Here is a 25,210-nt window from a genome sequence, read left to right as displayed (position 1 = left end):
GCCGCGGGCTAAAATAGCGGGCTCCCACCAACACGCGCTGCCGGCGCGGCGGCCCCATTCAGCGGCTGCCTCAACCAGCGGGCGAAACGCCTCTTTCTGCCACCACACAGGCCGCTACCGTGACCTTGCACATCACCCCGCTGGAGGGCGGCAATGCCCTCAGCACCTTCCGCGCCCAGCAACTGCAACCCGCCCTGGCGGCCATTCATCCCAAGATCGACGGCATTGCGGCGCGCTTCGTGCACCTGGTAGCTGGCGACGCCGCACCCGATGCCGCCGCGCGCGAGCGCCTGGCCGCGCTGCTGACCTACGGCGACCCATACGCCGGCCCGCGGGACGGCATGGTGCTGTATGTCACTCCGCGCCTGGGCACGGTGTCGCCCTGGGCGTCCAAGGCCACGGACATCGCCCACAACTGCGGCCTGGCGGTGCGCCGCATCGAGCGCATCACCGAATACCGCATCAGCCTCAAGGGCGGCCTGCTGGGTGGCAAGCCCGAGTTGAGCACCGAGCAGCTGCAGCAGGTTGCGGCGCTCTTGCACGACCGCATGACGGAATCGGTGGTCACCACGCTGGACGAGGCGCAGCGCCTGTTCACCGAGCTGCAGGCCGAGCCCATGGCCTTCGTGGATGTGCTGCAGGGCGGGCGTGCGGCGCTGGAGGCTGCGAACAAGGCTTGGGGCCTGGCCCTGGCCGACGACGAGATCGACTACCTGGTCAACGCCTTCACAGGCCTGGCGCGCAACCCCACCGACGTGGAGTTGATGATGTTCGCCCAGGCCAACAGCGAGCACTGCCGCCACAAGATCTTCAACGCCCAGTTCACCATCGACGGCGTGGCGCAGGACAAGAGCCTGTTCGGCATGATCCGCAACACCGAAGCCGTGTCGCCCCAGCATACCGTGGTGGCCTATGCCGACAACGCCTCCATCATGGAAGGCAGCGAGGTCGAGCAATTCATCGCCAAATTCGAGTCTTTCGCCCAACAGGTAAGCGCTCCAAGCTATCAAAAGCGTAGTGCAACCCACCATGTGCTGATGAAGGTGGAGACGCACAACCACCCGACGGCCATCTCGCCATTCCCCGGCGCTTCCACCGGCGCGGGCGGCGAGATCCGCGACGAGGGCGCTACCGGCCGCGGCTCCAAGCCCAAGGCGGGCCTCACGGGCTTCACCGTGTCCAAGCTCTGGGGCAGCGAGGTGGGCAAGCCCGAGCACATCGCCAGCCCCCTGCAGATCATGACCGAGGGGCCGCTGGGCGGCGCCGCGTTCAACAACGAGTTCGGCCGGCCCAACCTGACGGGCTACTTCCGCGAATACGAGCAGGTGGTCGGAACGGGCGAGGGCGCCATCATCCGCGGCTACCACAAGCCCATCATGATCGCGGGCGGCCTGGGCACGATCGACGCGCGGCTCACCCAAAAAATCCTGTTCCCCGCCGGCACGCTGCTGATCCAGCTGGGCGGCCCCGGCATGCGCATCGGCATGGGCGGCGGCGCCGCCAGTTCCATGGCCACGGGCACCAACGCGGCGGAGCTAGACTTTGACTCGGTACAGCGCGGCAACCCCGAGATCGAGCGCCGCGCGCAGGAGGTCATCAACCACTGCTGGGCGCAGGGGGCGGATAACCCCATCCTGGCCATCCATGACGTGGGCGCGGGCGGCCTGTCGAACGCCTTCCCCGAGCTGACGAATGACGCGGGCCGCGGCGCGCGCTTCGACCTGCGCGCCGTGCCGCTGGAGGAGTCCGGCCTGGCGCCCAAGGAAATCTGGTCCAACGAGAGCCAGGAGCGCTATGTGCTGGCCATCGCGCCCGAGTCGCTGGCGCAGTTCACGGCCTTCTGCGAGCGCGAGCGCTGCCCCTTCGCCGTGATCGGCACGGCCACCGAGGAGCGCCAACTGGTGCTGGAAGACACGGCGGTCACGTCGGGCGACCAGAAATATCCTGTGGACATGCCCATGGACGTGCTGCTGGGCAAGCCGCCCAAGATGCACCGCGACGTGACCAGCGTGCAGCGCAGCTTCGCGCCGCTGAACGTGGACGGCCTGCCGCTGGAGAAGGCCGTGATCGAGGTGCTGGCCCACCCCACGGTGGCCTCCAAGCGCTTTCTCATCACCATCGGCGACCGCGCCGTGGGCGGCCTGACCCACCGCGACCAGATGGTGGGCCCCTGGCAGGTGCCCGTGGCCGACGCGGCCGTGACGCTGGCCGACTTCCGTGGCTTTGCTGGCGAGGCCATGGCCATGGGCGAACGCACGCCGCTGGCGGCGCTCAATGCGCCCGCGTCGGGCCGCATGGCGGTGGCGGAAAGCATCACCAACCTGTTGGCGGCACCCATCGAACTGCCGCGCGTGAAGCTGTCGGCCAACTGGATGGCGGCCTGCGGCGAGCCCGGAGAAGACGCCGCGCTGTACGAGACCGTGAAGGCCGTGGGCATGGAGCTGTGCCCGCAGCTGGGCATCTCCATCCCCGTGGGCAAGGACAGCCTGTCCATGCGCACCCAGTGGAGCGAGGGCGGCGAGACCAAGAAGGTCACCTCGCCCGTCAGCCTCATCATCACCGCGTTCGCCACGCTGGCCGACGTGCGCGGCACGCTCACGCCGCAGCTCGACGCCAAGGAAGAGGACACGACCCTCGTGCTGATCGACCTGGGCCGCGGCAAGATGCGCATGGGCGGCTCCATCCTCGGGCAGGTGATGAACCAGACCGGCGACGAGACGCCCGACCTGGACGACGCCAAGGACCTGATCGCCCTGGTGGACGCCGTGAACGCGCTGCGCGCTAAAGGAGCGATCCTCGCCTACCACGACCGGGGCGACGGCGGCCTGCTGGCTACCGTGGCTGAAATGGCCTTCGCTGGCCACGTCGGCGTGGCCATTAACGTGGACATGCTCGTCACTGAAGGCGACGGCATCAGCGACAGCCGTATGGAAACCGGCGACGCCAAGAACTGGGCGCAGCAGGTGAGCGGTCGCCGTGAAGAGCTGACGCTGCGCGCGCTGTTCAACGAGGAACTCGGCGTGGTATTGCAGGTGCGCACGGCCGAGCGCACGCAGGTGATGCAGACCCTGCGTGAGCATGGCCTGGCTGCCTGCAGCCACTTCATCGGCAAGACGCGCCCGGCCTCCTCGCCCATCGACGCGGGCAAGGGTGAACTGCAGGTCTGGCGCGACGCCAAGGCCGTGTTCAGCGCATCCCTGGCGGACCTCCACCAGGTTTGGGATGCCGTGAGCTGGAAGATCTGCCAGCAGCGCGACAACCCGGCCTGTGCCGACAGCGAGCACGCCGCGGCGGGCGATCCGGCGGACCCGGGCATGCATGTGCACCTCACGTTCGATCCGAGCGACAACGTGGCCGCGCCGTTCATTGCCACCGGCGCCAAGCCCCGCGTGGCCGTGCTGCGCGAGCAGGGCGTGAACTCGCACGTGGAAATGGCCTATGCCTTCACTGAGGCGGGCTTCGAGGCGTTCGACGTGCACATGACCGACCTGCAGACCGGCCGTGCCGACTTGGCGCAGTTTGCTGGCGTGGTGGCCTGCGGCGGCTTCAGCTACGGCGACACGCTGGGCGCGGGCATCGGCTGGGCGCGCTCCATCACGTTCAACGAGCGCCTGTCGGCCCAGTTCCAGCAGTTCTTCGCGCGTGGCGATACCTTCGCCTTGGGCGTGTGCAACGGCTGCCAGATGTTTGCCGAACTGGCCGACATCATCCCTGGCGCGCAGGACTGGCCGCGCTTCACCACCAACCAGAGCCACCGCTTCGAGGCGCGCCTGTCGATGGTCGAAGTGCTGGAATCGCCCAGCATCTTCCTTCAGGGCATGGCCGGCAGCCGCCTGCCGATCGCCGTCGCGCACGGCGAGGGGTATGCCAACTTCCAGTACCGTGGCAATGCCGAGAAGGTGGTGCGTGCCATGCGCTTCGTGGACAACCATGGCCAGCCGACCGAGCGCTACCCGTTCAACCCCAATGGCAGCGCCGGCGGGCTCACGGCCGTGACGACGGCGGACGGACGCTTCACGGCCATGATGCCGCACCCCGAGCGTGTGTTCCGCAACATCCAGATGAGCTGGACCGATCTGGCCGCCACGGGGGGCAAGGACGCGTTCAGCCCTTGGATGCGCGTGTGGCGCAACGCACGCAAGTGGGTGGGGTGATCGGCGCCGCGGCGCGCGGCTAGCAGCCGCCGCGCACATGGCACTCGGGCACGATGCGCCCGTGCGAGTCGCGCCACTGCAGGGTCGGGCCGCCGGAAGACGGCGCCGCCGGCGCGGGTGGCTGCGGCGGCCGGTACGGATCGTGCAGCACGGTGGATGAGCCCACGCCGGCTCCGACGTGTGCGCCGCCCATGGGAACCGAGGCACCCACGCCCACGCCGCCAGTCACCTGGCCGCTTGGGTGCACTCCCACTCCGACGCCCACCGGCCCCACGCCGGTGCCCACCCCGGCTGATACGCCGCCCGAACCCACGCCGACGCCCACGCTGAACGGCCCCACCGGCACACCCACGCCCAGGCGCGCCGACGGGCCGGCGCAGGCGGACAGCACCAGCGCGGCCAGCGCGGCGGCGGTGCGCACGGGGCGCGAGGACGCAGTGCGAGAGGGCATGCCGCCATGGTACGCCTGCCCACCGTATTGCAAAAACAATAGCTGTCAGCGCTTGTCCCACATGCGTTAGGGGTGTTTTCATTCAGAATGGCGGCTTCTTGAAAGGAACTCACCCATGGCCGGCGCCAGCCTTCTGACCCTGCTTGACGACATCGCCACCATCCTGGACGACGTGGCCCTCATGACCAAGGTGGCCGCCAAGAAAAGCGCCGCCATGGCCGACGACGTGTCCGTCATGACCAAAGTGGCGGCGCAAAAGACCGCAGGGGTGCTGGGCGACGACCTGGCGCTCAATGCCCAGCAGGTCACGGGCGTGCGGGCAGAGCGCGAGATCCCCGTCGTGTGGGGCGTGGCCCGCGGATCCCTGGTGAACAAGGCCATCCTCGTGCCGGCGGCGCTGCTCATCAGCGCGTTCGCGCCGTGGGCCGTGACGCCGCTGCTCATGGTGGGCGGGGCCTTCCTGTGCTTCGAAGGCTGCGAAAAGCTCGCGCACAAGCTTTTGCACACGCCCGAGGAAGATGCCGTGCAACACGCGATCCATGCGCAGGCCAACGCCAATCCCAACGTGGACCTGGCGCGGGTGGAGAAGGACAAGATCAAGGCGGCCGTGCGTACCGACTTCATCCTCTCTGCCGAAATCATCGCCATCACCCTGGGCGCCGTCGCGGGCGCGCCTTTTGCGCAGCAAGTGGCGGTACTGGCGGGCATTGCCGTCCTGATGACGGTGGGGGTCTATGGCCTCGTGGCGGGCATCGTGAAGCTGGACGACCTGGGCCTGTGGCTCAGCCGCCAGGCCAGCAACGCGGCACAGGCCCTGGGCCGCGGCATCGTCGCGGCCGCTCCCTGGCTCATGAAGACGCTGTCGGTGGTCGGCACCGCAGCCATGTTCCTCGTCGGCGGGGGCATCCTGGTGCATGGCGTGCCGGCGCTGCATCATGCCGTCGAGGGCGTGGGCGCGGCGGTGCAGGGTTGGCCGCTGGGCGGACTGTGGTCGGTGCTGGTCACCAACCTGCTCAATGCCGTGGTGGGCTTGGTGGCGGGCGCCGTGGTGCTGGCGGTGTGGACGCTGGTGGGGCGGCTGCGCGGCAAGGCGGCTGCCAATGGCACGCATTGAGTGAGGCCATATGCCGCCGTTTGTGACGAAATAGACACATACGAATAGACACACAGATTCTGGGTTTGATCTGCAGCAATATTGACCATATTACTCGTGGGCTTAATACGTGCACGGGGGTCGTCCCCGGTCAACCCAACGTATCGAGTCAACATGAAAAAGAATCTTCTGGCCCTGGCCGTTCTGTGTGCGATGACCTCCGGCGCTGCCTTCGCGCAGCAGGTTGCGGAAGGTTCCTGGCTGGTGCGTGCACGCGCGGTGCATCTGGACAGCGCCAACAACGGTGCCGCCGGCGACGCGGGCGTGAGCATCAACGACAAGTGGATTCCTGAAGTCGACGTCTCGTACTTCTTCACGCCCAACCTCGCTGCCGAACTGGTCCTGACCTACCCGCAAAAGCACGACGTGCGCCTGAACGGCGACAAGATCGGCTCGCTCAAGCACCTGCCGCCCTCGCTGCTGCTGCAGTACCACTTCACGAACTTCGGCGCGTTCAAGCCGTACGTGGGCGCTGGTGTCAACTACACGCGCTTTTCCAGCGTGAAGCTGCCCGCGGGCCTGGACGTGAAGCGCAACAGCTGGGGCGGTGCCCTGCAAGTGGGCTTCGACTATGCGCTGGACAAGAACTGGTCCCTGAACGTGGACGTGAAGAAGGTGTACATCGACACCGACGTGCGCGGCGTGGGCACTTTCAAGGTCGACCCGGTGCTGTTCGGCGTGGGCGTGGGCTACCGCTTCTAAGCACGCAAGTTCCGTTCTTCATGGTGGGGTGGGCCGGCGCATGCGCCGGCCCTTTTTTTATCCTCGGCGGACGGTAAATCGATGCTCTCATTGAAGGAGCTATTTGCGCTTGATGGGCAAGCGCTTCCGCCCGATTTGATCCTTTATTGGCAGGGCGGCGAAAAAGCCAACCACAGCGGGCAATCCGGCACAAGAGGTGCACTGTGGATTGCCCTGCAGATCGCGCGTGCGTCCTACCTGAAGAGGTGTCGTTGGATTGCAGGGGCGCGTTGGCAGGTGGCCTACGCTGCAGCGCTATGTCTGCAGTTTCTCCCCTTGCTCGGCTTGACGGCGTCCTTCACCACCTCGGCCTGGCACCGCCGCAGCCGCCCGCGGGTGTGGCCTCGGCCGACGAACGCGGCGAGATCCTGGCCGGCCTGTTGCAGCCGCAGGCGGCGCTCTCACCCAAGTATTTCTATGACCAGCGGGGCTCGGAACTCTTCGAGGCCATCACCCGCCTGCCCGAGTACTACCCCACGCGTACCGAGCGTGCCTTGCTGCGGCGCCACGGGCACGCCATTGCCCAGGCCGTAGGCCCGGCGCGTGTGGTGATCGAGCCCGGGGCGGGCAATTGCGACAAGGCGCGCGAGCTCTGCGCGCTGGTACGGGCCACGCACTTCGTGGGGGTGGACATCTCCGCCGACTACCTGCGGGATGCTATCGCGCGCCTGCGTGTGGCACTGCCGGGCCTGCATGCCCGCGCCGTGGGCGCGGACATCACCCGGGGTGTGCACCTGCCGTCGGACGTTCCCGGCGCGCGCCGCCTCGTCTTCTACCCTGGCTCGTCCATCGGCAACTTCGACCCGCCCCAGGCACTGGCCCTGCTGCGGCACATGCGCGAACTGGCGCTGGACGATGGCGGCCTGCTGATCGGCTTCGACCTGCCCAAGGACGTGGCCGTGCTGGAGGCCGCGTACGACGACGCCGCCGGCGTGACCGCGGCCTTCAACCGCAACGCGCTGGCCCACGTGAACCGCCTGGTCGGCAGCGACTTCGTGCCCGCGCAGTGGCGCCACCGCGCCTTCTTCAACCCCCATGCCTCGCGCATCGAAATGCACCTGGAGGCCGCGGGGCCGCAGCGTGTGCGCTGGCCGGGCGGCGGGCGCGACTTTGCGGCGGACGAGCGCATCCATACCGAGAACAGCTACAAGTACCCGCTGCCGGATTTCACCGCGTTGCTGCGCGAAGCGGGTTTCACGCGCACGCAGGCCTGGATGGACGATCGCGGCTGGTTCGCCATGGTGCATGCCCAGGCGTGATGCCGCCAGGGGATACCACATGCGCTTGCCACCCTCGACTCCCACGCTGCCGTCGTCGCCGCGGCAGTCGCAGCCCTCGATGGCGCTGCGCTACGCCGCGGTGCGCGCGGCCACCGAGGCGCTGGCGCGGCCCCTCTCGGCCGAGGACTGCTGCGCCCAGTCCATGCCCGACGCCAGCCCCGTCAAATGGCACCTGGCGCACACGAGCTGGTTCTTCGAGACCTTCGTCCTGGAGGCGCACGAGAGCGGCTTCCGAGCATTCGATCCGGCGTTCCGCGTGCTGTTCAACTCGTACTACCACGGCGTGGGGCGGCAGCACCCGCGCCCGCAGCGTGGCTTGATCACGCGGCCCGACCTGGCCACCGTGCGGGCCTACCGCGCCGACGTGGATGCGCGCATGCAGCAGCTCCTGTCGCAGCCCGAAGTTCCGGGTGACGTGCTGGCGCTGGTGGAACTGGGCCTGCAGCATGAGCAGCAGCACCAAGAGCTGATCCTCACCGACGTCAAGCACCTGCTCTGGTGCAACCCGCTGTGGCCGGCCTACCAAGGCACAGCCGCGGCCGTGGTGGCGGACGCCATTGCGGCACAAGACACCGCGTGGCGGCGCCTGGAAGGCGGCCTGGCGCAGATCGGCCACGATGGCGAGGGCTTCGCTTTCGACAACGAGACGCCGCGCCACACCGTCTTCCTGCAACCCTTCGAGATCGCCACCCGACCGGTGACCAACGCGCAGTACCTGGCTTTCGTGCAGGCCGGCGGCTACCGCGAGCCGGCCCACTGGTTGGCCGAGGGCTGGGACTGGCGGCGTGCGCAAGGGCTGGAGCACCCCATCTACTGGTGCGGTGATGGGGAGTGCGGCCAAGGTGGCGGGCCGGGCGGCTGGAGCGAATTCACGCTGACAGGCGAGCGCCCGCTGCATCCTGCGCAACCGGTGGTGCACCTGTCCTACTACGAGGCCGATGCCTTTGCCCGCTGGGCCGGCGCGCGCCTGCCCACGGAAGCCGAGTGGGAGGTGGCCGCCGCGGCGGCCTGTGCCGGGCCCGCGGGCTGCGTGGGCCATCCCGCTGATGCCGATGTCTTGGACGACGGCGGCCGGCTGCATCCCCGCCCAGCGGCGCCGGCGGTCGGCGCCGATCCCTTCCAGCCGATGGGCGGCGAGGTCTGGGAATGGACGCAGTCCAGCTACGCCCCGTACCCCGGCTTCGCGCCCGCGCCCGGTGCCGTGGGCGAGTACAACGGCAAGTTCATGGTGAACCAGTACATCCTGCGCGGCGGCTCCTGCGCCACGCCGCCCGGCCATGTGCGTGCCAGCTACCGCAACTTCTTTCCCGCCACGGCGCGCTGGCAGTTCACGGGCCTGCGGCTGGCACGCGATGCCCGCTGAGCAGTGGGTATGCTCCTGAATCAGGAGCTACTAGCGCTTGCCAGGAAAGCGCTAGAGCCGAAAATCGCTTAAACCGCGTCCAGCGCCTGGTGCAGGTCGGCCAGCAGGTCGTCGATGTGCTCGATGCCGATGGACAGGCGCACCATGCCCTCGGTCACGCCCGCCTGGGCCAGTTCTTCGGGATTGAGCTGGCGGTGCGTGGTGGAGGCCGGGTGCGTGGCCAGCGACTTGGCGTCGCCGATGTTCACCAGGCGTGTGAACAGCTGCAGCGCGTCCAGGAAGCGCGCACCGGCGGCGCGTGGGTCGCCGCTGGCCTTCAGGCTGAACGACAGGATGCCCGAGGCGCGGCCCTTCATCTGGCGCTGCACCAGGGCATGGTCCGGGTGGTCCGGCAGGCCCGCGTAGCGCACCCACTCCACCTTGGGGTGGCCCTGCAGCGCCTCGGCGATCTTCTGCGTGTTCTCGCAGATGCGGTCCATGCGCAGCGCCAGCGTCTCGATGCCTTGCAGGATCAGGAAGGCGTTGTGCGGCGAGATGGCAGCGCCCGTGTTGCGCAGCGGCACCACGCGTACGCGGCCGATATAGGCGGCCGGGCCCAGGGCCTCGGTGTAGACCACGCCGTGGTAGCTCACGTCGGGCTCGTTCAGGCGCTTGAAGCGTGCCTTGTGCTCAGCCCAGGGGAACTTGCCGCTGTCCACGATGGTGCCACCCATGCTGTTGCCGTGGCCGGCCAGGTATTTGGTCAGGGCGTGCACCACGATGTCGGCGCCGTGCTCGATGGGGCGCAGCAGGTAGGGGCTGGGCACGGTGTTGTCCACGATCAGCGGCACGCCATGCGCATGGGCCACGTCGGCGAGGGCGCGGATGTCGGTCACGTTGCCCAGCGGGTTGCCGATGGATTCGACAAAGATGGCCTTGGTGCGCGCGTCGATCAGCTGGCCGAAGCTGGCGGGATCGCGTGCGTCGGCAAAACGCACCTCGATGCCCTGCTGGGGAAAGGTGTGGGCAAACAGGTTGTAGGTGCCGCCATAGAGCGTGCTGGCGCTGACGATGTTGTCGCCCGCCTCGGCGATGGCCTGGATGGCGTAGGTGATGGCCGCCATGCCCGAGGCCACGGCCACGGCGGCAATGCCGCCCTCCAGCGCCGCGACGCGCTTTTCCAGCACGTCGGTGGTGGGGTTCATGATGCGCGTGTAGATGTTGCCGGGCACCTTCAGGTCGAACAGGTCCGCGCCGTGCTGGGCGCTGTCGAAGGCGTAGGCCACCGTCTGGTAGATGGGCACGGCCACGGACTTGGTGGTGGGGTCGGGCGAATAGCCGGCGTGGACGGCCAATGTCTCGATGCGCATGTGCTTCCTTTGCGGGTGAAGGGGAGGGCGGGGCCCGGCGTCCTGGGGCGCTTCCTAGTGCGAGCCCTGGGCGCCCTGGGGCGGAGATAGCCGCGCGATTATGGCGGTCCACCCTCCACAGGCCAACGATGCATTGGCAATGTCGATATGCGCCCGCGCGGCGCCGGGCGGGCGTTGCGTTATCCCCGCAGCCTGTGGGCTGTGCTGTGGAAAACCCCGTGGGCAACTGCGCGAAGCCGCGCCAGTCATGGCCTGGCACGCGATGCCCATGTTTTGGGCAGCAGGCCAGGATCAGGCGGAGGTGGGCGCCGGTCGCGTGCGGTAGAACTGCAGCGGCTGGGCCTGCATGTCCTTGAGATGCTGGTTCATCACCGACTTCTTCATCTTGCCCACCACGTGCATCTCGCAGGGCTTGCAGTCAAAGCGCAGGGTGAGCTTTTCCTTGCCGTTGATGAGCTGCAGCGGCTCGGCCTTGATGGTGCCCTTCACGCCGATCACACCCTTGGCCTGCTTGGGGCACAGGCTCATGGAGAAGCGCACGCAGTGCTTGGTGATCATCAGGCTGACTTCACCTTCTTCCTCTTTCGATTCGTACGCGGCGTCGATCACCTTCACGCCATGCTTCACGTAGAAGTCGTGCGCCTTGTGGTTGAACACATTGGCCAGGTAGGTCAGCGTGTCTTCGGGGAAGGGCACGGGCGGCTGCACCGGCACGGCGCGCGGCAGGCGCACGAAGCCGGCGGTGCGCGCGTCCTCCAGCGCGACCACGGCGTCACGGCGCAACTGGTTCAGTGCCGATGCGGGCACGAACCACGGCTGCGAGAGCTGCAGCGCCATGGCGTGCACGGCGAAGCGGGTGGCGCCAAAGCGCCCGAGCTGATCGCGCAGCGTGGCCTCGGCCTTGACCGCATCGGTGGCTGGCTGGTGGGGCTGGATGACCGACGCACTGCCCACGAAGCCGTCTTCGTCGGTGAGCGTGAGCGCAAAGCCGTCGGCGGTCTCGGCCAGATGGGCCCACAGGCCGATGCGGCGGTCGCTGGATTTCTTCTCCAGCGTGCGCACCCAGTCCATGTCGCGGTTGCGGTTGATCTCCAGGCCCTTGCGCAGGTCCTTGAACTCGGTGATCTCGTTCTTGGGGAACACGCGCCAGATGCCCTTCTTGGGCGCCACGCATTCGGCGCGGTTGATGTGCACGCCCACCAGTTCCTTTTGCAGGTCGTAGTAGCACAGACCGTCGCCGTTGTGCAGTGCGGTGGCTTTGTCGCTCACCTCCAGCTCGAACCAGTTGTCGCCGATCTGCGTCACCCAGCCGATGGCGCGGCCCGGCGTCTTTGGGGTGTCGAAGGCGCCGATGTCTTCCTTGCGGCCGTTGACGAAGTAGTCGGTGAACTCGCGGTTGAAGTTCTGGTCGGGATCGGGCTCGAACGTGAAGGTGGTGCGGCCGCTGGACGAGCGCGCCAGCGGCTCGGCCGTGAACTCGCGCTCCTCGATGATTTCGTCCAGCAGCTTGCGGTAGTGGGCGGTGATGTTCTTCACGTAACCCATGTCCTTGTAGCGGCCCTCGATCTTGAAGCTGCGCACGCCGGCGTCGATCAGCGCGCGCAGGTTGTCGCTCTGGTTGTTGTCCTTCATCGACAGCACGTGCTTCTCGTGCGCGATGATGCGGCCGGCGCCGTCCAGCACCTCGTAGGGCAGGCGGCAGGCCTGGTTGCAGTCGCCCCGGTTGGCGCTGCGCCCGGTGTGGGCATGGCTGATGTAGCACTGGCCCGAGTACGCCACGCACAGCGCGCCGTGGATGAAGAACTCGATGGTGGTGCGCGCCGGGTCGGTGGCCGCGCGGATGGCGGCGATCTGCGCCAGGTCCAGCTCGCGCGCCAGCACGATCTGCGACAGGCCCACGTCCTGCAGAAAGCGCGCCTTCTCGGGCGTACGGATGTCGGTCTGCGTGCTCGCGTGCAGCTGGATGGGCGGCAGGTCCAGCTCCAGCAGGCCCATGTCCTGGATGATGAGCGCGTCGGCGCCGGCCTCGTACACCCGCCAGGCCATCTGGCGGGCGCCCTCCAGCTCGTCGTCGCGCAGGATGGTGTTCAGCGTGATGAAGATGCGGCTGTTGAAACGGTGCGCGTGCTGGATGAGCCGCTCCAGGTCGCGGATGTCGTTGCCCGCCGTGGCCCGCGCGCCAAAGGCCGGGCCGCCGATGTAGACGGCGTCGGCACCATGGTTGACGGCCTCGATGCCGATGTCGGCATCGCGCGCGGGGGAGAGCAGTTCGAGCTGGTGGGGCAGGAGGGACATAGGGCGTGAATTATCCCGGTCTGCGCCCGACCGTGCCGGGGCGGGGGTACCCGGCGGCAGGTTCGCGTCTGGCAAAATTGCGGGTTTTCCCGGATGGTTCATGGACAGGGCGCTTAGCGCGCGTGTGGTTTGTGCGCCTGCCGCTTCCACCGCCAGCGGCACGGCCGGGTTGCGTCCGCCGGCGTGGTTCTTCCTTTGAGATCACATGGATATACAGTTCAGCACCTACTACACCCTGATCTTCGCGGCCATCGTGCTGCTGGTGGGCAAGTTCCTCGTGCAGCGCATCCGCTGGCTGCGCGAATTCAACATTCCGGAACCCGTGGCGGGCGGCCTGGTGGCGGCGCTCATCTCCTGGGGGCTGAACGCCGCGTTCGACGTGCGTGCGTCGTTCGACACCGGCCTGCAGACCGCCTTCATGCTGGTGTTCTTCTCCTCCATCGGGCTGAGCGCCAACTTCCTCAAGCTGCGCGAGGGCGGCATGGGGCTGATCGTCTTCCTGCTGGTCGTGGTGGTGTTCATCGGCGTGCAGAACAGCGTGGGCGTGGCGCTGGCCACCGCGCTGGGGCTGGACCCGCTGATCGGCCTGATCGCAGGCTCCATCACATTGGTGGGCGGGCACGGCACGGCCGGGGCCTGGGGCTCGGTGCTGGAAAACGACCACGGCATCCCTGGCGCCATCACTTTGAGCATTGCCTGTGCCACCTTCGGCCTGGTCATCGGCGGGCTGATCGGCGGGCCGCTGGCCAAATGGCTGATCCAGCGCCACGGGCTGAAGCACCCGCAGGGCACGGGCGATGCCGGCGCGCTGGAGGCGGGCACGCCCAACTTCGAGTTCCCGCACAAGACACGCCTGATCACGGCGGACGCGGCCATCGAAACCATGGCCCTGTTTGCCGGCTGCCTGGCCTTTGCCGAGTTCATGAGCCAGTTGACGAAGGGCACGGCGCTGCAACTGCCCACCTTCGTGTGGGCGCTGGGCGGGGGCGTGCTGATCCGCAACGTGCTGGACTACGTCTTCAACTTCGAGGTGTTCGACCGCGCCATCGACGTGTTCGGCAATACCGGGCTGTCCGTCTACCTGGCGATCGCGCTGCTGTCGCTCAAGCTGTGGGAGCTGGCCGGGCTGGCGGGTCCGCTGGTCATCATCCTGGGCGCGCAGACGCTGGTCATGGCGGCCTACGTGGGCTTCGTCACCTTCCGCCTGATGGGAAGCAACTACGATGCGGCCGTGCTCTGTGCGGGGCATTGCGGCTTCGGCATGGGCGCCACGCCCACGGCGGTGGCCAACATGCAGGCCATTACCAACCAGTACGGCGCGTCGCACAAGGCTTTCCTGATCGTGCCCATGGTGGGCGCGTTCTTCATCGACCTGGTCAATGCCGTGGCCATCCAGGTCTTCATCAACGTGTTCGGCTAAGCGCCCACCACGGCGCGGAGGGCAGGCGGTGCGTACAGGATTCGGACTGATCGGGCTGCTGCTGGCCCTGGCCCTCGTGGCCGTGCTGGTCAAGAAGCAGATGGGCGCCACGCGCGTCGCCGTGCCGCCCGCCGTGCAGGGGCTGCCGGCGCCGGCGGAGGGCGCCGCCTCCACGGTGCGCGCGCAAAGCCAGCAGGTGCAGCAGCAGGTGAAGCAGCAGATGGACGCACTGATGCAGCAGCCACGCACCCTGCCCGAAGATTGATGGCCAAAATGGACTCTAGCGCTTACCCATCAAGCGCGAGCAGCTATTGAAAGATGAGCGAATCCGACGACGCCCACTGGATGCGCGAGGCCATCGCCCAGGCGCGCGCCGCGCAGCAGGCGGGCGAGGTGCCCGTGGGCGCCGTGCTGGTGCGCGACGGGCAGGTGATCGCCACCGGGCGCAATGCCCCCATCGCCGGGCACGACCCCACGGCGCATGCCGAGATGGCCGCGCTGCGCGCCGGCGCGGCGCAGCTCTCCAACTACCGGCTCGACGGCTGCACGCTCTACGTCACGCTGGAGCCGTGCGCCATGTGCAGCGGCGCCATGCTGCACGCGCGCCTGCCGCGCGTGGTCTACGGCGCGGCGGACGCCAAGACCGGCGCGGCGGGCTCGGTGGTCAACCTGTTCGCCGAGCCGCGTCTCAACCACCAGACCGCAGTGCAAGGCGGCGTGCTGGCCGATGAATGCGGTGCACTGCTCAGCGACTTCTTCCGCGACCGCCGCCGCGCCCAGCGGGCGCAGCAACTGGCCGCCTACCCGCTGCGCCAGGACGCGCTGCGCACGCCCGACGCCGCGTTCGCCCACCTGGGCGGCCCCGCGCCGCATTACGTGAGCGATCTGCCCGCGCTGGCCGGCCTGCGCCTGCACTACCTGGACGAAGGCCCGCGCGACGCCGCCCGCACCTGGCTGCTGCTGCATGCCAGCCCTGGCTGGAGCCATGGCTGGGAGCCCATGCTGGCGGCCTTCGCGCAGGCCGGCCACCGCGTGGTGGCGCCGGACCTGATCGGCTTCGGCCGCAGCGACAAACCCAAGAAAGAAGCCGCCCACCGCCTCGACTGGCATCGACAGGTGCTGGCCGAGCTGGTGCAGCGCCTGGCCCTGCGCGGCGTGGTGCAGGTGGCGCAGCCCGGTGCGCCGCTGCTGCCCGATGCGGCGTCGGCGCCCCTGGTGCGCGTGCTGCATGTGCGGGGGGGGGCGCCCTGCGATGCCGCGCCGTTCCCCGATGCCGGCCATCGCGCCGGGCCGCGCGCCTTCGCCCGTTTTGCCGATGCCGATGCCGCGCCGCTCCTCACCGTGCCGGACGCCAGCGCCGCCTCGGCGCTGCGCGCTATGGAATACTTCACCCGCTATGCCTAACCACCCCCACGACTGCGGCCACGATCACTGCGATCACCCTCACGGCCCCCGGCACATCTACATCTACTCCCCTTCCGGCGCGGTGCGCGACAAGGCCGCGTTCAAGCGCGGCATTGCCCGCCTGCAGGCCATGGGCCACGAGGTGGAGGTGGACCCCGACGCGCTAGCGTCCCACACGCGCTTTGCCGGCGACGATGCCACGCGCCTGGCCGCCATCCACCGCGCGGCCGCCAGCGGCGCCGACGTGGCGCTGATCAGCCGCGGCGGCTACGGCCTCACGCGCATCCTGCCGGGCATCCAGTACAAGGCCGTGGCCAAGGCGGTGGAGCGCGGAACCCAGTTCGTGGGCGTGAGCGACTTCACGGCCTTCCAGTCCGCGCTGCTGGCCAAGACCGGCGCCACCACCTGGGCCGGCCCGGCGCTGGTGGGAGACCTGGGCGTGCCGGGCGAGCCCGACGACATCATGCTGGCCTGCCTGGACGATCTGCTCACCGGCCACGGCGAGGGCAGCGGCTGGCGCATGAACGCCGAGAAACCCCGCGCCGACGGCCAGCCCGCCGTGCGCGACATCTACGTGAAGAAGGCCACCCTGTGGGGCGGCAACCTGGCCGTGCTGTGCTCGCTGGTGGGCACGCCGTATTTCCCGCAGGTCAAGGGGGGCGTGCTGTTCCTGGAGGACGTGGGCGAGCACCCTTACCGCGTCGAACGCCTGCTCACCCAGCTGCTGCACGCCGGCGTGCTGGCCCAGCAAAAGGCCGTGGTGTTGGGCCAGTTCAATGAATACAAGCTCACGCCGCACGACAAGGGCTTCAAGCTGCAGAGCGTGGTGGACTGGCTGCGCACGCAGATCAAGGCGCCCGTGCTCACCAACCTGCCGTTCGGCCATGTGCCCACCAAGGTGCTGCTGCCCGTGGGCGCGGAGGTGTCGCTGTCGGTCGAAGGGCGCGACGCGCTCATCTACTGGGGCCATGCCCACTGAGATGCTATTGATTTAAGAGCTGCCAGCGCTTGAAGGGTGGGCGCGATGGTAGGTTCTGGCTTGAAACGCCGCGACGGCGGGGGGGCGGCATGGGCAGATCGCAACGCATCGGCGCGGGCGCCGTGGTGGCGCTGGTGGCAGCGCTGCTGCTGGCCGGCAGCGTGGCCGCGGTGTATGCGCTGCGCAGCTTCCCGCAACTGGACGGGGCGCTGCGCGCCGCCGGGCTGCAGCACGCCGTGGCGGTGCGCCGCGACGAAGCCGACGTAACGCACATCGAGGCGCAGACCCCCCTGGGACGCGTGGTTTGCCATGGGCTACGTGCATGCGCAGGAGCGCACCTGGCAACTGGAGTTCAACCGCCGGCTGATGCACGGCGAGCTGTCCGAGATCCTCGGCCCCGCCACGCTGGATACCGACAAGCTCATGCGCACGCTGAACATCATGGGTGCGGCGCGCCGCCAGTACGCCGCGCTGCCCGCGTTCGCGCGCGAGGCGCTGCAGGCCTACAGCCGGGGCATCCAGTCCTTCCACGCGGCGCGGACCCAGGCGCTGCCGCCGGAGTTTTTGCTGCTGGGTGCGCGGCCCGGCGGTGCGCAGGGCGTGGCCTGGGCGCCCGAGGACAGCGTGGCCTGGGCGCTGATGATGGCGCTGGACCTGGGCGGCAACTGGGGCAACGAGTTCGCGCGCCTGTCGCTGGCGGCCGCGCTGCCCACCGAGCGGCTATGGCAGCTCATGCCGCCCTATCCTGGCGAGGCACCCGCGACGGCGGTGGACCTGCAGGCGCTGTACCGGTCGCTGGGCGTGTACCGCGCGCCGCAGGCGGCTGCACCGGCCCCGCAGGCCGATGCCGAGTCCGCAGGCGCAGGCGCAGGCGAAGGCGAAGGCGCGGCGCAGGCGCTCCAGGCCTGGTCGCAGGACTTCGTGGCGGGACTGGGCACGCCCGGCGGGCGCGGCAGCAACAACTGGGTGCTGGACGGCACGCGCACGGCCAGCGGCCGGCCGCTGCTGGCCAACGACCCGCACCTGGGCCTGGGCGCGCCGGCGCTGTGGTACTTCGCGCACCTGAAGGCGCCGCAGGGCAGGGCGTCCGACGGCACGCCCGTCGCGGCCATTGACGTGATCGGCGCCACCTTGCCGGGCCTGCCCTTCGTGGTGCTGGGCCGCACGGCCGAGGTGGCCTGGGGCTTCACCAACACCGCGCCCGATGTGCAAGACCTGTACATCGAGGCCATCCACCCCGACGACCCCTCGCGCTACCGCACGCCCGAGGGCTGGCAGGCCTTCGAGCAGCGCGAGCACGTGATCCGCGTAAAGGGCCGCCCTGATGTGCGCCACACCGTGCGCAGCACGCGCCATGGGCCGGTGATCAGCGATGCGCAGCCCGCGCTGCACGGCAGCGTGCTGGACCTGCGCCGGCATGTGATCGCGCTGCGCTGGAGCGCACTGGATGCCGACAATTACACCGTGCTGGCGGGCCTGCTGAGCAACCAGGCGCGCTCGGTGGAGGAGCTCTTCGCAGGCATGGCGCACTACCACTCGCCCATGCAGAGCGTGGTGGCGGCGGACGTGCATGGCGCGATCCGCCTCCAGGCCTTTGGGCGCGTGCCCCTGCGTGCGGCCGGCAACGACCTGCGCGGTGTGGCCCCCGCGCCGGGCTGGGAGGCGCGCTACGACTGGCAGGGCTGGCTGCCCCTGGCGCAGACGCCGCAGGACGACGGCGGCGCGCGCGGCTGGATCGCCACGGCCAACCAGCGCATCACGGCGCCGGGCTATCCGCACTTCCTGACGCAGGACTGGGCCTTGCCCTACCGCTACCAGCGCATAGAGCAGCAGCTGGAGGCACGGCGCCTGCACGACCTGCCGTCCCTGCGCGCGCTGCAGGGCGACACGGTGTCCCCCGCCGCGTTGCGCCTGTTGCCCCATTTGCTGGCGGCTCCGGTTTCGCAGCCGCTGGCGCGGCAGGCCCAGGCGCTGCTGCGCGGCTTTGACGGCGACATGCGCGCCGACCGCGCGGCGCCGCTCATCCTGTCGGTGTGGGCCGACGAGCTCACGCGCGCACTGGTCGTGCCCCGCGTGGGTGAGGAGCGCTTTGCCGCCACCTACGGCCGGCGGGACTTCCGTGCGGGCCTGGAAGGCATGCTGGAGCGCGGCGACACCTGGTGGTGCGCGCCCCACGGCTGCGCCGCCCATGCCGGCGCGGCGCTGGAGCGCACCGTGCAGCGCCTGGCCGCGCGCTATGGCAACCAGCCCGAGCGCTGGGCGTGGGGCGCGGCGCATCCGGCGCTTTCCGTGCACAAGCCGCTGGGCAGCGTGCCCGTGCTGTCGCGCTGGTTCAACGTGGGCGTGCCCTCGGGGGGCGATGCGTACAGCGTCAACGTGGGCCAGTACAACGCTGCGCAGCCCGTGGAGCCCTTCGCCAGCCGGCACGCGCCCTCGCTGCGCGCGCTGTACGACCTGCAGGACCCGGAGCGTTCGCTGTTCATTTACCAGACGGGTCAGAGCGGGCTGGTGTTCTCGCCGCGCTACGCCGACATGGCCCAGGCCTGGGCCGGCGGCGGCTACCGCCCCCTGCAGCGCCGGCCGCGCCGCTACGTGCACCAGTTGCAGCTGCGCCCCTAGACACCGGGCGGGCGCACGCCGCGGTGCTTGTCACGCCTGTCGCATTACAGTGGCACGGACAACCCTGAAGGAGAGCCGTCCATGACCATCCAGTTGCAGCGCATCGAGGGCACCCCCATGGCCCAGCGCCTCGCCATCCGCAGCCACGAATGGGTGGTGGACGGCACGGCCGCCGAAGGTGGCGACGACACCGGCCCCAACCCGCACGACCTGTACGACGCCGCGCTGGGCGGCTGCAAGGCGCTCACGCTGCTGTGGTACGCGCGGCGCAAGGGCTGGGACGTGCAGGACGTGCGCACCGTGGTGGAGCGTGATGCCTCGCAGGAGCGCAGCGGTACCTATCGCCTGGCCACACGGCTGCAAGTGCAGGGCGACTTGAGCGATGCGCAGATCGCCGAGCTGCAGGCCGCGATCGGCAAATGCCCCGTGCACAAGCTCATGACCCAGGTGACCACCGAGATCACCACCGTGGTGGAGCGCGCATGAGCGCCGACGCCATTCCTGCGCAGGGCCCTCTGCGCCTGAGCGGGCACTTCAAGGACCTGGGCGGCGGCTTCACCGTGCGCCGCCTGCTGCCGGCGCTGCAGCGCCGGTCGGTGGGGCCCTTTGTGTTCTTCGACCATTTCGGCCCCGCGACGGTGGCGCCTGCATCCGCCTATGACGTACGGCCCCACCCGCACATCGGGCTGGCCACGGTCACCTACCTGTTCGAGGGCGCGATCCTGCACCGCGACAGTTTGGGTTCGCTGCAGCAGATCGAGCCCGGCGCCATCAACTGGATGACGGCGGGGCGCGGCATCGTGCATTCCGAGCGGCGCCCGCCCGCGCTGGCGCACAGCACTTATGTGAACCACGGCATCCAGCTCTGGGCGGCGCTGCCGCAGGCGCATGAGGAAGCGGCGCCGCATTTCGCCCATACCCCTGCGGACCAGATCCCGGCCTACCAGCATGGCGGCGCAGCAGTGCGGGTGCTGATTGGCGCGGCCTTCGGCTGCCAGTCGCCCGTGGCCACGTTTGCGCCCACGCTGCTGCTGGATGTGCGGCTGAAGCCGGGTTCTGCGCTGGACCTGCCCGCGCTCGCCGACGAGATGGCGCTCTACACCGTGAGCGACGGGCTGTGGCTGGACGCCGAGGCGTTGCCCGCGCAGACGCTGGCGCTGCTGGAGCCCGGCCGCTCCACCAGCGTGCGCGCGGGTAAGGCGGGGGCGCGGTGTGTGGTGATCGGCGGCGCCGCCCTGGACGGCCCGCGCCACATCTGGTGGAACTTCGTTTCCAGCCGCAAGGAGCGCATCGTGCAAGCCGCCGATGACTGGGAGCGCGACGCCACGGGCCACATCCCGGGCGAGAGCGAACGCATTCCCCTGCCGCCGCGGAGGTTCCAGGTGTAAGTTGTTGAGAGAAAAATTGGCTGTAGCGCTTGTTAGGTAAGCGCTAGCAGCTATTTTTTCAGGAGCGATTTGCGCCCGGTCCTTCGGGGGATGGCGTGAGCATCGTGGACTCCACCTTGTTCGCCAACTGGGCCACGGCCAGCGCGGCCGGGCAGCCGGGCATCTGCAGCATCAGCAACTGGCGGCGCATCACGGCGTCGCGCACCGAGGTGTCGGCGGGAATGTCCCCCACGTGGATCAGCCGCATGGGGCGGCCGGTGTCGGTGGTCACGAAGCGGTCCAGCACCTGCTGCAACTGCCCGGTGATGGCGCGTCCGTCCCCCGGACGTGCGGCCTGGTTCACCACCATGCGCACGTGCTGGCGCTTTTGCTGGGTGGCCAGCACCTTGATGGCGGCGTAGGCGTCGGTGAGCGACGTGGGCTCGGGCGTCGCGACGATGAGCACCTCGTGCGCCAGCGAGACGGAAAACAGCACCACGTCGGAGATGCCCGCGCCGGTGTCCAGCAGCACCACGTCAAAGCGGGGTGCCAGCGTGTGGATGACGTTGAGGAATTCGTTGCGCACCTCGGGCGTGAGGCGCGAGTACTCGACCATGCCGGAGCCGGCCAGCAGGACCGAAAAGCCGCCGGGTGCCTTGATCACGGCGTCTTCCAATTGGGCCTTGCCGGTAAAGACGTCGTGCAGCGTGACCTTGGGGTGCAGGTTCAGCACCACGTCCAGGTTGGCCAGGCCCAGGTCGGCATCCAGCACCAGCACGCGGTGCCCGCGGCGGGTGAGGGCGGCCGCCAGGTTGGCGGAGACGAAGGTCTTGCCCACGCCGCCCTTGCCGCTGGTGATGGCGATGATGCGTGCGTTGGCGGGTGTGGCGGAGGGCACGGAAGCAGAAGCCGGCGCAGCGGCGCCGGCCGGTGGAGTCGTCGGGTTGGGGGACAGCGCGTCGTTCATCACTGGGCTTTCAATAGGCGCTGCCTGTGGATGGATCCAAAGGCGGGGGCAGGTCGCCCCATCCCGACGGAGTGTATAGCGGGCCGAACAGCAAACTCTTTTCTTCCGCAGTGACCGTGCTGTCGGGTTGTTCTTCGATGCTGATGCAGTTGCGGCCGCCGAGCTTGGCCTTGTACAGCTCGGCATCGGCCCGGTCGGCCCACAGGGCGGTGGTGCTGCGGATCCATTGCAGCGCGAAGGCGCCGCCGATGCTCACGGTGACGTTCAACGTGAGCGATGGCGAGATGCGCACGGGCGTGGCTTCGATCGCGCGGCGCACGCGTTCGGCGATCACCCGGCCAAAGCCGAACTGGCAGGCGGGCAGCACGATGGCGAATTCCTCGCCGCCGTACCGGGCCACGGTGTCCATGGGGCGTACGCAGCTCTCCAGCGTACGCGCGACGGACTGCAGCACGATGTCGCCGGCCAGGTGGCCATGGCGGTCGTTGACCTGCTTGAAATGGTCGATGTCCAGCATCAGCAGCAGCGCGGCTTCGCCCGAGCGCGCGACCCGGTCGATCTCGCGCTCCAGCACCGCACGCACGTGGCGGCGGTTGGCCAGCCCGGTGAGCGGGTCCTTTAGCGAGAGTTCGCACAGGCCGTCAATGAGGTTCTGCAGGTACAGCAGCGGCGTCTGGCCCTGCAGGGACACTTCGGAACCCAACGACTGCGCCACCAGGGCATGGGCCGTGGCCAGACGCAGGTCGCGCAGAGAGACGGAAGCGGGGGACGCGGTGTTTGTCACAACCAGAAACAAATATCTATCGGCAGTGTAGCAGCTATAGCTTCGGTAGCGACTGAGCTGGGCCACTTGTGTCGGACTGCGGCGTCGAGACAGGGTTCCCGGCGTCGGGAGGAGCCAGCCTCTGCAGTGCCGCGATGGCCTCGGCGTCGGTGCGGTACAGCGCGAAGTTGGGTCCCGGCGCCAGCGCGCCTGCATTGTCCAGCGTGTGCTGTACCGGCAGCTTGATGCCGGTCACATGCAGCGTGCCGCCGTGGCTTTGCAGCAGCGCGCGCAGGCGGATGAAGGCCTCCACGCCCGTCACGTCGATGCGGTTGATGGGCAGCGCGAACAGGCACAGGTGGCGGATGGACGGGCGCTGGGCCAGCTCGTCGGTCACACGGCGCTCCAGCGCATTGGCGGAGGCGAAGTCCAGCTCGGCATCCATGCGCAGGGCCAGCAGCTCTGGCGCCAGCGGGGGCAGCTGCCACAGGTGGCGGTCGCGCAGGCTGCCGTCGGGGTGCAGGCCCACCTCGATGATGCGCGGGTGCAGCCGCTGGTAGAGAAAGTGGCTCAGGTTCATCAGCAGGCCCACCAGCACGCCCCAATACATGCGTGGTGCTGTGGCCAGCGTGAGGCCGAAGGTGACGAGGCCGATGGCCGTCTCCACGCGCGAGACGCGCCACAGGCGGAACATGCCGACGGGCTTGATGAGGCTGGTGACCGCCGTCACCACCACGGCGGCCAGCACCGGCTGTGGTACGTGGTACAGGGCCGGCGTGAGCCACAGCAGCGTTGCCAGCACCAGCACCAGCGCGAACAGCGTCGCCCAGCCGCTCTTGGCGCCCGCATACAGGTTGATGGCGGAGCGCGAGAACGACGCGCTGGTGGCAAAGCTGCCGCACAGGCCCGAACTGATCTTGGCCATGCCATGGGCGATCAGGTCCTGGTTCTCGTTCCAGCGGGTGCCGCCCTGGTGGTGCTCCACCTTGGCGCTGGAGGCGGTCTCCAGGAAGCTGACCAGCGTGACGACCATCACCGGCATCACCAGCGCGCCCATCTCTTCCCACGAGAGCCATCCCGGCCAGTACAGCGTCGGCAGGCCAGAGGGCAAGTGGCCGATCACGGCGCCGTCGGCATCGGCATAGCCCATGGCCCAGCTGATGAGTGCCGCCAGCGCGATCACCACGATGGCGGCCGGGAAGCTGGAGCGCCAGCGCCGCGCCAGCACCAGGCAGCCCAGGCTGCCCAGGCCGAACGCCAGCGCGCGCAGGTCGAAGTGGTGCAGCGACGGGCTGACCGCCAGTGCGCTCCAGCTGGTGCGAAGGCCCAACAGGTCGGGCAGTTGCGAGGCCAGGATCAGCAACGCCGCAGCCTGCGTGAAGCCGCCCAGCACCGGCGAGGTCACCAGGTTGAGCAGCCAGCCGAAACGCACCACGCCCAGCAGCAGCTGCAGCAGGCCCGACAGCAGGGCCATCCACACCGCCAGCGTGACCCAATGGGCGCTGCCTGGCTCGGCCAGCCCGGTGATCGACGCTCCGATGAGCAGGCTGGTGAGCGCCGTGGGCCCGACGCCCAGGCGGGTGGATGAACTCCACAGCACGGCCACCAGTGCCGGCACCAGCGATGCGTAGATCCCCGTCACCAGCGGCATGCCGGCCAGCGCGGCGTACGCCACGCCCTGCGGCACCAGCATCAGCCCGACGGTCATGCCGGCCCAGAACTCGCCCTGCAGCAGCGCGGATGTCGGGCGGGGCCAGGAGAGAAAGGGAAACCAGCGATGCAGCAAGGATGAGGACATGGGCCGATTGTCCAGGCTTGCGTCGGCACGTGCCTTAACAGGCCGTTGAAAAAGTGCTTTTCGAACGCATCAGGGACGCTGAGTGCGAAGACACGAGCTGCCCAGACGCGTCTGCGCAGCGATTGCAACGGCCCATCTGGCCGGTTTGCAGGCCCTCCCGCCCATTTCGGGCGCACGTATCCCTGGGCTCACGCATGATGCGCGTCCCACCAGCCGCCGATGCTGCCCATTCGCACAAGGTTGTAGGTGGCAAAGCACAGCAGCGCCTGGCCCGTGAGCTTGGCCTGACCGATCAGCTTGGTCTTTGCCAGACCACCGACGGTCTTGATCCAGCCAAAGGCCTCTTCGATGCGCTTGCGCACCTTCAGGCTGGTCTTGTAGCCCTCGTGCCGTGTCACTCGCGCATCCACCGCCGAGTGTTTGTCCTTGGCCGCCACGTGGGGCGTGACTTTGAGCTTTCTGCAGCCTTTGATGAAGGCCTTGCTGTCGTAGCCCTTGTCGGCACCGACCGTGGCCCGTTTGTTCCTGTTGCCCCGACGCTCCAACATGGCCAGCGCCGCCTCGCGCTCGGCCGTGCCGCTGGCGTGGGTGATCTCGACATCCACGATCAGCCCGTTGCGGTTCTCCATGAGGATGTGCCCCATGTGGCACAGGCGGGATTTGTCGCCCTGGCTCTTCTTGAACAGCCGGGCATCGGCGTCCGTGGTGCTCTCGTGGGTGTCGTTGCAGCGCTCCTGCCCCTTGAAGTCCACCTCGGGGTTGCGCCCAGGCGGCGTGCCGCTGTCGTCGTCTTTGCGCTTGAAGCTCTTGTGCGAGGCCCAGGCGTCAATGAGCGTGCCGTCCACGCTGAAGTGCTCGTCGCTGGCGAGCTTGCCCCACTGGGCACTGAGCTTGACGCGCTCGAAGAAGGCGCGGGCGAGGTCTTCGTTGAACAGACGTTCGCGGTTGGCGCTGAAAGTGGAGTGGTCCCAGACCTTGTCTTCGATGTTCAGGCCCACGAACCAGCGGTACAGCAGGTTGTAGTTGATCGCTTCGACCAACTGGCGCTCGCTGCGGATGGAGAACAGGATCTGCAGCAGCAAGGCCTTGAGCAGCATCTCCGGTGGC

The 25,210-nt window shown here is 68.8% G+C and carries 18 protein-coding genes and 1 pseudogene; 12 read left to right on the top strand and 7 right to left on the bottom strand.

Features of this window, described 5'->3' with window-relative positions; all coding sequences use genetic code 11:
* Nucleotides 1-119: 119 nt before the first annotated feature.
* On the top strand, nucleotides 120-4,154 hold the full coding sequence (purL, locus tag BV908_RS17140) for a phosphoribosylformylglycinamidine synthase (RefSeq protein ID WP_103738738.1): 4,035 nt from the start codon (nucleotides 120-122) through the stop codon (nucleotides 4,152-4,154).
* A gap of 19 nt (nucleotides 4,155-4,173) precedes the next feature.
* On the opposite strand, the gene BV908_RS17135 is transcribed toward purL, so the two are convergent.
* Entirely contained in the window at nucleotides 4,174-4,605 is a 432-nt protein-coding gene (locus BV908_RS17135; RefSeq protein ID WP_103738737.1) for a hypothetical protein, read from the bottom strand.
* Nucleotides 4,606-4,720: 115 nt separating this feature from the next.
* Between BV908_RS17135 and BV908_RS17130 the strand changes: the two genes are divergently transcribed.
* The 4 genes from BV908_RS17130 (at nucleotide 4,721) to egtB (ending at nucleotide 9,142) form a co-directional block, all read left to right on the top strand.
* A complete protein-coding gene (locus BV908_RS17130; protein ID WP_103738736.1) occupies nucleotides 4,721-5,719 on the top strand; it encodes a DUF808 domain-containing protein in 999 nt (332 codons plus the stop codon).
* Nucleotides 5,720-5,872: 153 nt separating this feature from the next.
* Nucleotides 5,873-6,460: an OmpW family outer membrane protein gene (locus BV908_RS17125; protein ID WP_011805496.1), complete on the top strand. Its 588-nt coding sequence runs from the start codon at nucleotides 5,873-5,875 to the stop codon at nucleotides 6,458-6,460.
* Nucleotides 6,461-6,756: 296 nt separating this feature from the next.
* A complete protein-coding gene (egtD, locus tag BV908_RS17120; RefSeq protein ID WP_103738735.1) occupies nucleotides 6,757-7,758 on the top strand; it encodes an L-histidine N(alpha)-methyltransferase in 1,002 nt (333 codons plus the stop codon).
* Between the two features lie 19 nt (nucleotides 7,759-7,777).
* Nucleotides 7,778-9,142 carry an ergothioneine biosynthesis protein EgtB gene (gene egtB, locus BV908_RS17115; RefSeq protein ID WP_103738734.1) on the top strand — a complete coding sequence of 455 codons (1,365 nt, stop codon included), beginning with the start codon at nucleotides 7,778-7,780 and terminating at the stop codon, nucleotides 9,140-9,142.
* A gap of 68 nt (nucleotides 9,143-9,210) precedes the next feature.
* Here egtB and BV908_RS17110 read toward each other — a convergent pair whose 3' ends face one another.
* Together BV908_RS17110 and BV908_RS17105 are read right to left on the bottom strand one after the other, a co-directional pair.
* Nucleotides 9,211-10,491, bottom strand: a complete 1,281-nt coding sequence (locus BV908_RS17110) for an aminotransferase class I/II-fold pyridoxal phosphate-dependent enzyme (RefSeq protein ID WP_011805493.1) — start codon at nucleotides 10,489-10,491, stop codon at nucleotides 9,211-9,213.
* Nucleotides 10,492-10,782: 291 nt separating this feature from the next.
* A complete protein-coding gene (locus BV908_RS17105; RefSeq protein WP_103738733.1) occupies nucleotides 10,783-12,786 on the bottom strand; it encodes a U32 family peptidase in 2,004 nt (667 codons plus the stop codon).
* Nucleotides 12,787-12,991: 205 nt separating this feature from the next.
* Between BV908_RS17105 and gltS the strand changes: the two genes are divergently transcribed.
* The 7 genes and pseudogenes from gltS to BV908_RS17070 all read left to right on the top strand — a co-directional run bounded on the left by gltS (nucleotide 12,992) and on the right by BV908_RS17070 (nucleotide 20,596).
* Nucleotides 12,992-14,206, top strand: coding sequence for a sodium/glutamate symporter (gene gltS, locus BV908_RS17100; protein WP_103738732.1), 1,215 nt, complete (start codon nucleotides 12,992-12,994; stop codon nucleotides 14,204-14,206).
* 28 nt (nucleotides 14,207-14,234) lie between these two features.
* Nucleotides 14,235-14,471, top strand: a complete 237-nt coding sequence (locus BV908_RS17095) for a hypothetical protein (RefSeq protein WP_015913150.1) — start codon at nucleotides 14,235-14,237, stop codon at nucleotides 14,469-14,471.
* Between the two features lie 53 nt (nucleotides 14,472-14,524).
* Entirely contained in the window at nucleotides 14,525-15,610 is a 1,086-nt protein-coding gene (tadA, locus tag BV908_RS17090) for a tRNA adenosine(34) deaminase TadA (protein ID WP_103738731.1), read from the top strand.
* Nucleotides 15,603-16,589: an LD-carboxypeptidase gene (locus BV908_RS17085; protein WP_103738730.1), complete on the top strand. Its 987-nt coding sequence runs from the start codon at nucleotides 15,603-15,605 to the stop codon at nucleotides 16,587-16,589. The genes tadA and BV908_RS17085 overlap by 8 nt, the downstream gene beginning before the upstream one ends.
* Nucleotides 16,590-16,678: 89 nt before the next feature.
* A pseudogene (locus BV908_RS17080) lies at nucleotides 16,679-19,208 on the top strand (penicillin acylase family protein).
* 81 nt (nucleotides 19,209-19,289) lie between these two features.
* Nucleotides 19,290-19,694, top strand: coding sequence for an OsmC family protein (locus tag BV908_RS17075; RefSeq protein ID WP_103738729.1), 405 nt, complete (start codon nucleotides 19,290-19,292; stop codon nucleotides 19,692-19,694).
* The gene (locus tag BV908_RS17070; protein WP_103738728.1) at nucleotides 19,691-20,596 is read left to right on the top strand and encodes a pirin family protein; all 906 of its coding nucleotides are present in this window, start codon (nucleotides 19,691-19,693) and stop codon (nucleotides 20,594-20,596) included. The genes BV908_RS17075 and BV908_RS17070 overlap by 4 nt, the downstream gene beginning before the upstream one ends.
* Nucleotides 20,597-20,654: 58 nt before the next feature.
* Here the strand turns inward: BV908_RS17070 and BV908_RS17065 are convergent, their stop codons facing one another.
* The 4 genes from BV908_RS17065 to BV908_RS17045 all read right to left on the bottom strand — a co-directional run.
* On the bottom strand, nucleotides 20,655-21,542 hold the full coding sequence (locus BV908_RS17065; RefSeq protein ID WP_103738727.1) for a MinD/ParA family protein: 888 nt from the start codon (nucleotides 21,540-21,542) through the stop codon (nucleotides 20,655-20,657).
* 10 nt (nucleotides 21,543-21,552) lie between these two features.
* Complete coding sequence (locus tag BV908_RS17060; RefSeq protein WP_103738755.1) at nucleotides 21,553-22,326, bottom strand: GGDEF domain-containing protein; 774 nt, start codon at nucleotides 22,324-22,326, stop codon at nucleotides 21,553-21,555.
* A gap of 34 nt (nucleotides 22,327-22,360) precedes the next feature.
* Nucleotides 22,361-24,103, bottom strand: coding sequence for a SulP family inorganic anion transporter (locus BV908_RS17055; RefSeq protein ID WP_103738726.1), 1,743 nt, complete (start codon nucleotides 24,101-24,103; stop codon nucleotides 22,361-22,363).
* Nucleotides 24,104-24,291: 188 nt separating this feature from the next.
* The coding region (locus BV908_RS17045; RefSeq protein ID WP_103737516.1) for an IS5-like element ISDisp1 family transposase at nucleotides 24,292-25,210 on the bottom strand (919 nt) is incomplete at its 5' end.

Origin of the sequence: Diaphorobacter sp. LR2014-1, from assembly GCF_002916785.1 — a bacterium.
In the GTDB taxonomy this organism is placed as follows: Bacteria; Pseudomonadota; Gammaproteobacteria; order Burkholderiales; family Burkholderiaceae_C; genus Diaphorobacter; species Diaphorobacter nitroreducens.
Note: the sequence above shows the minus strand (reverse complement) of the source record. Positions and strands in the feature narration are given on the sequence as shown.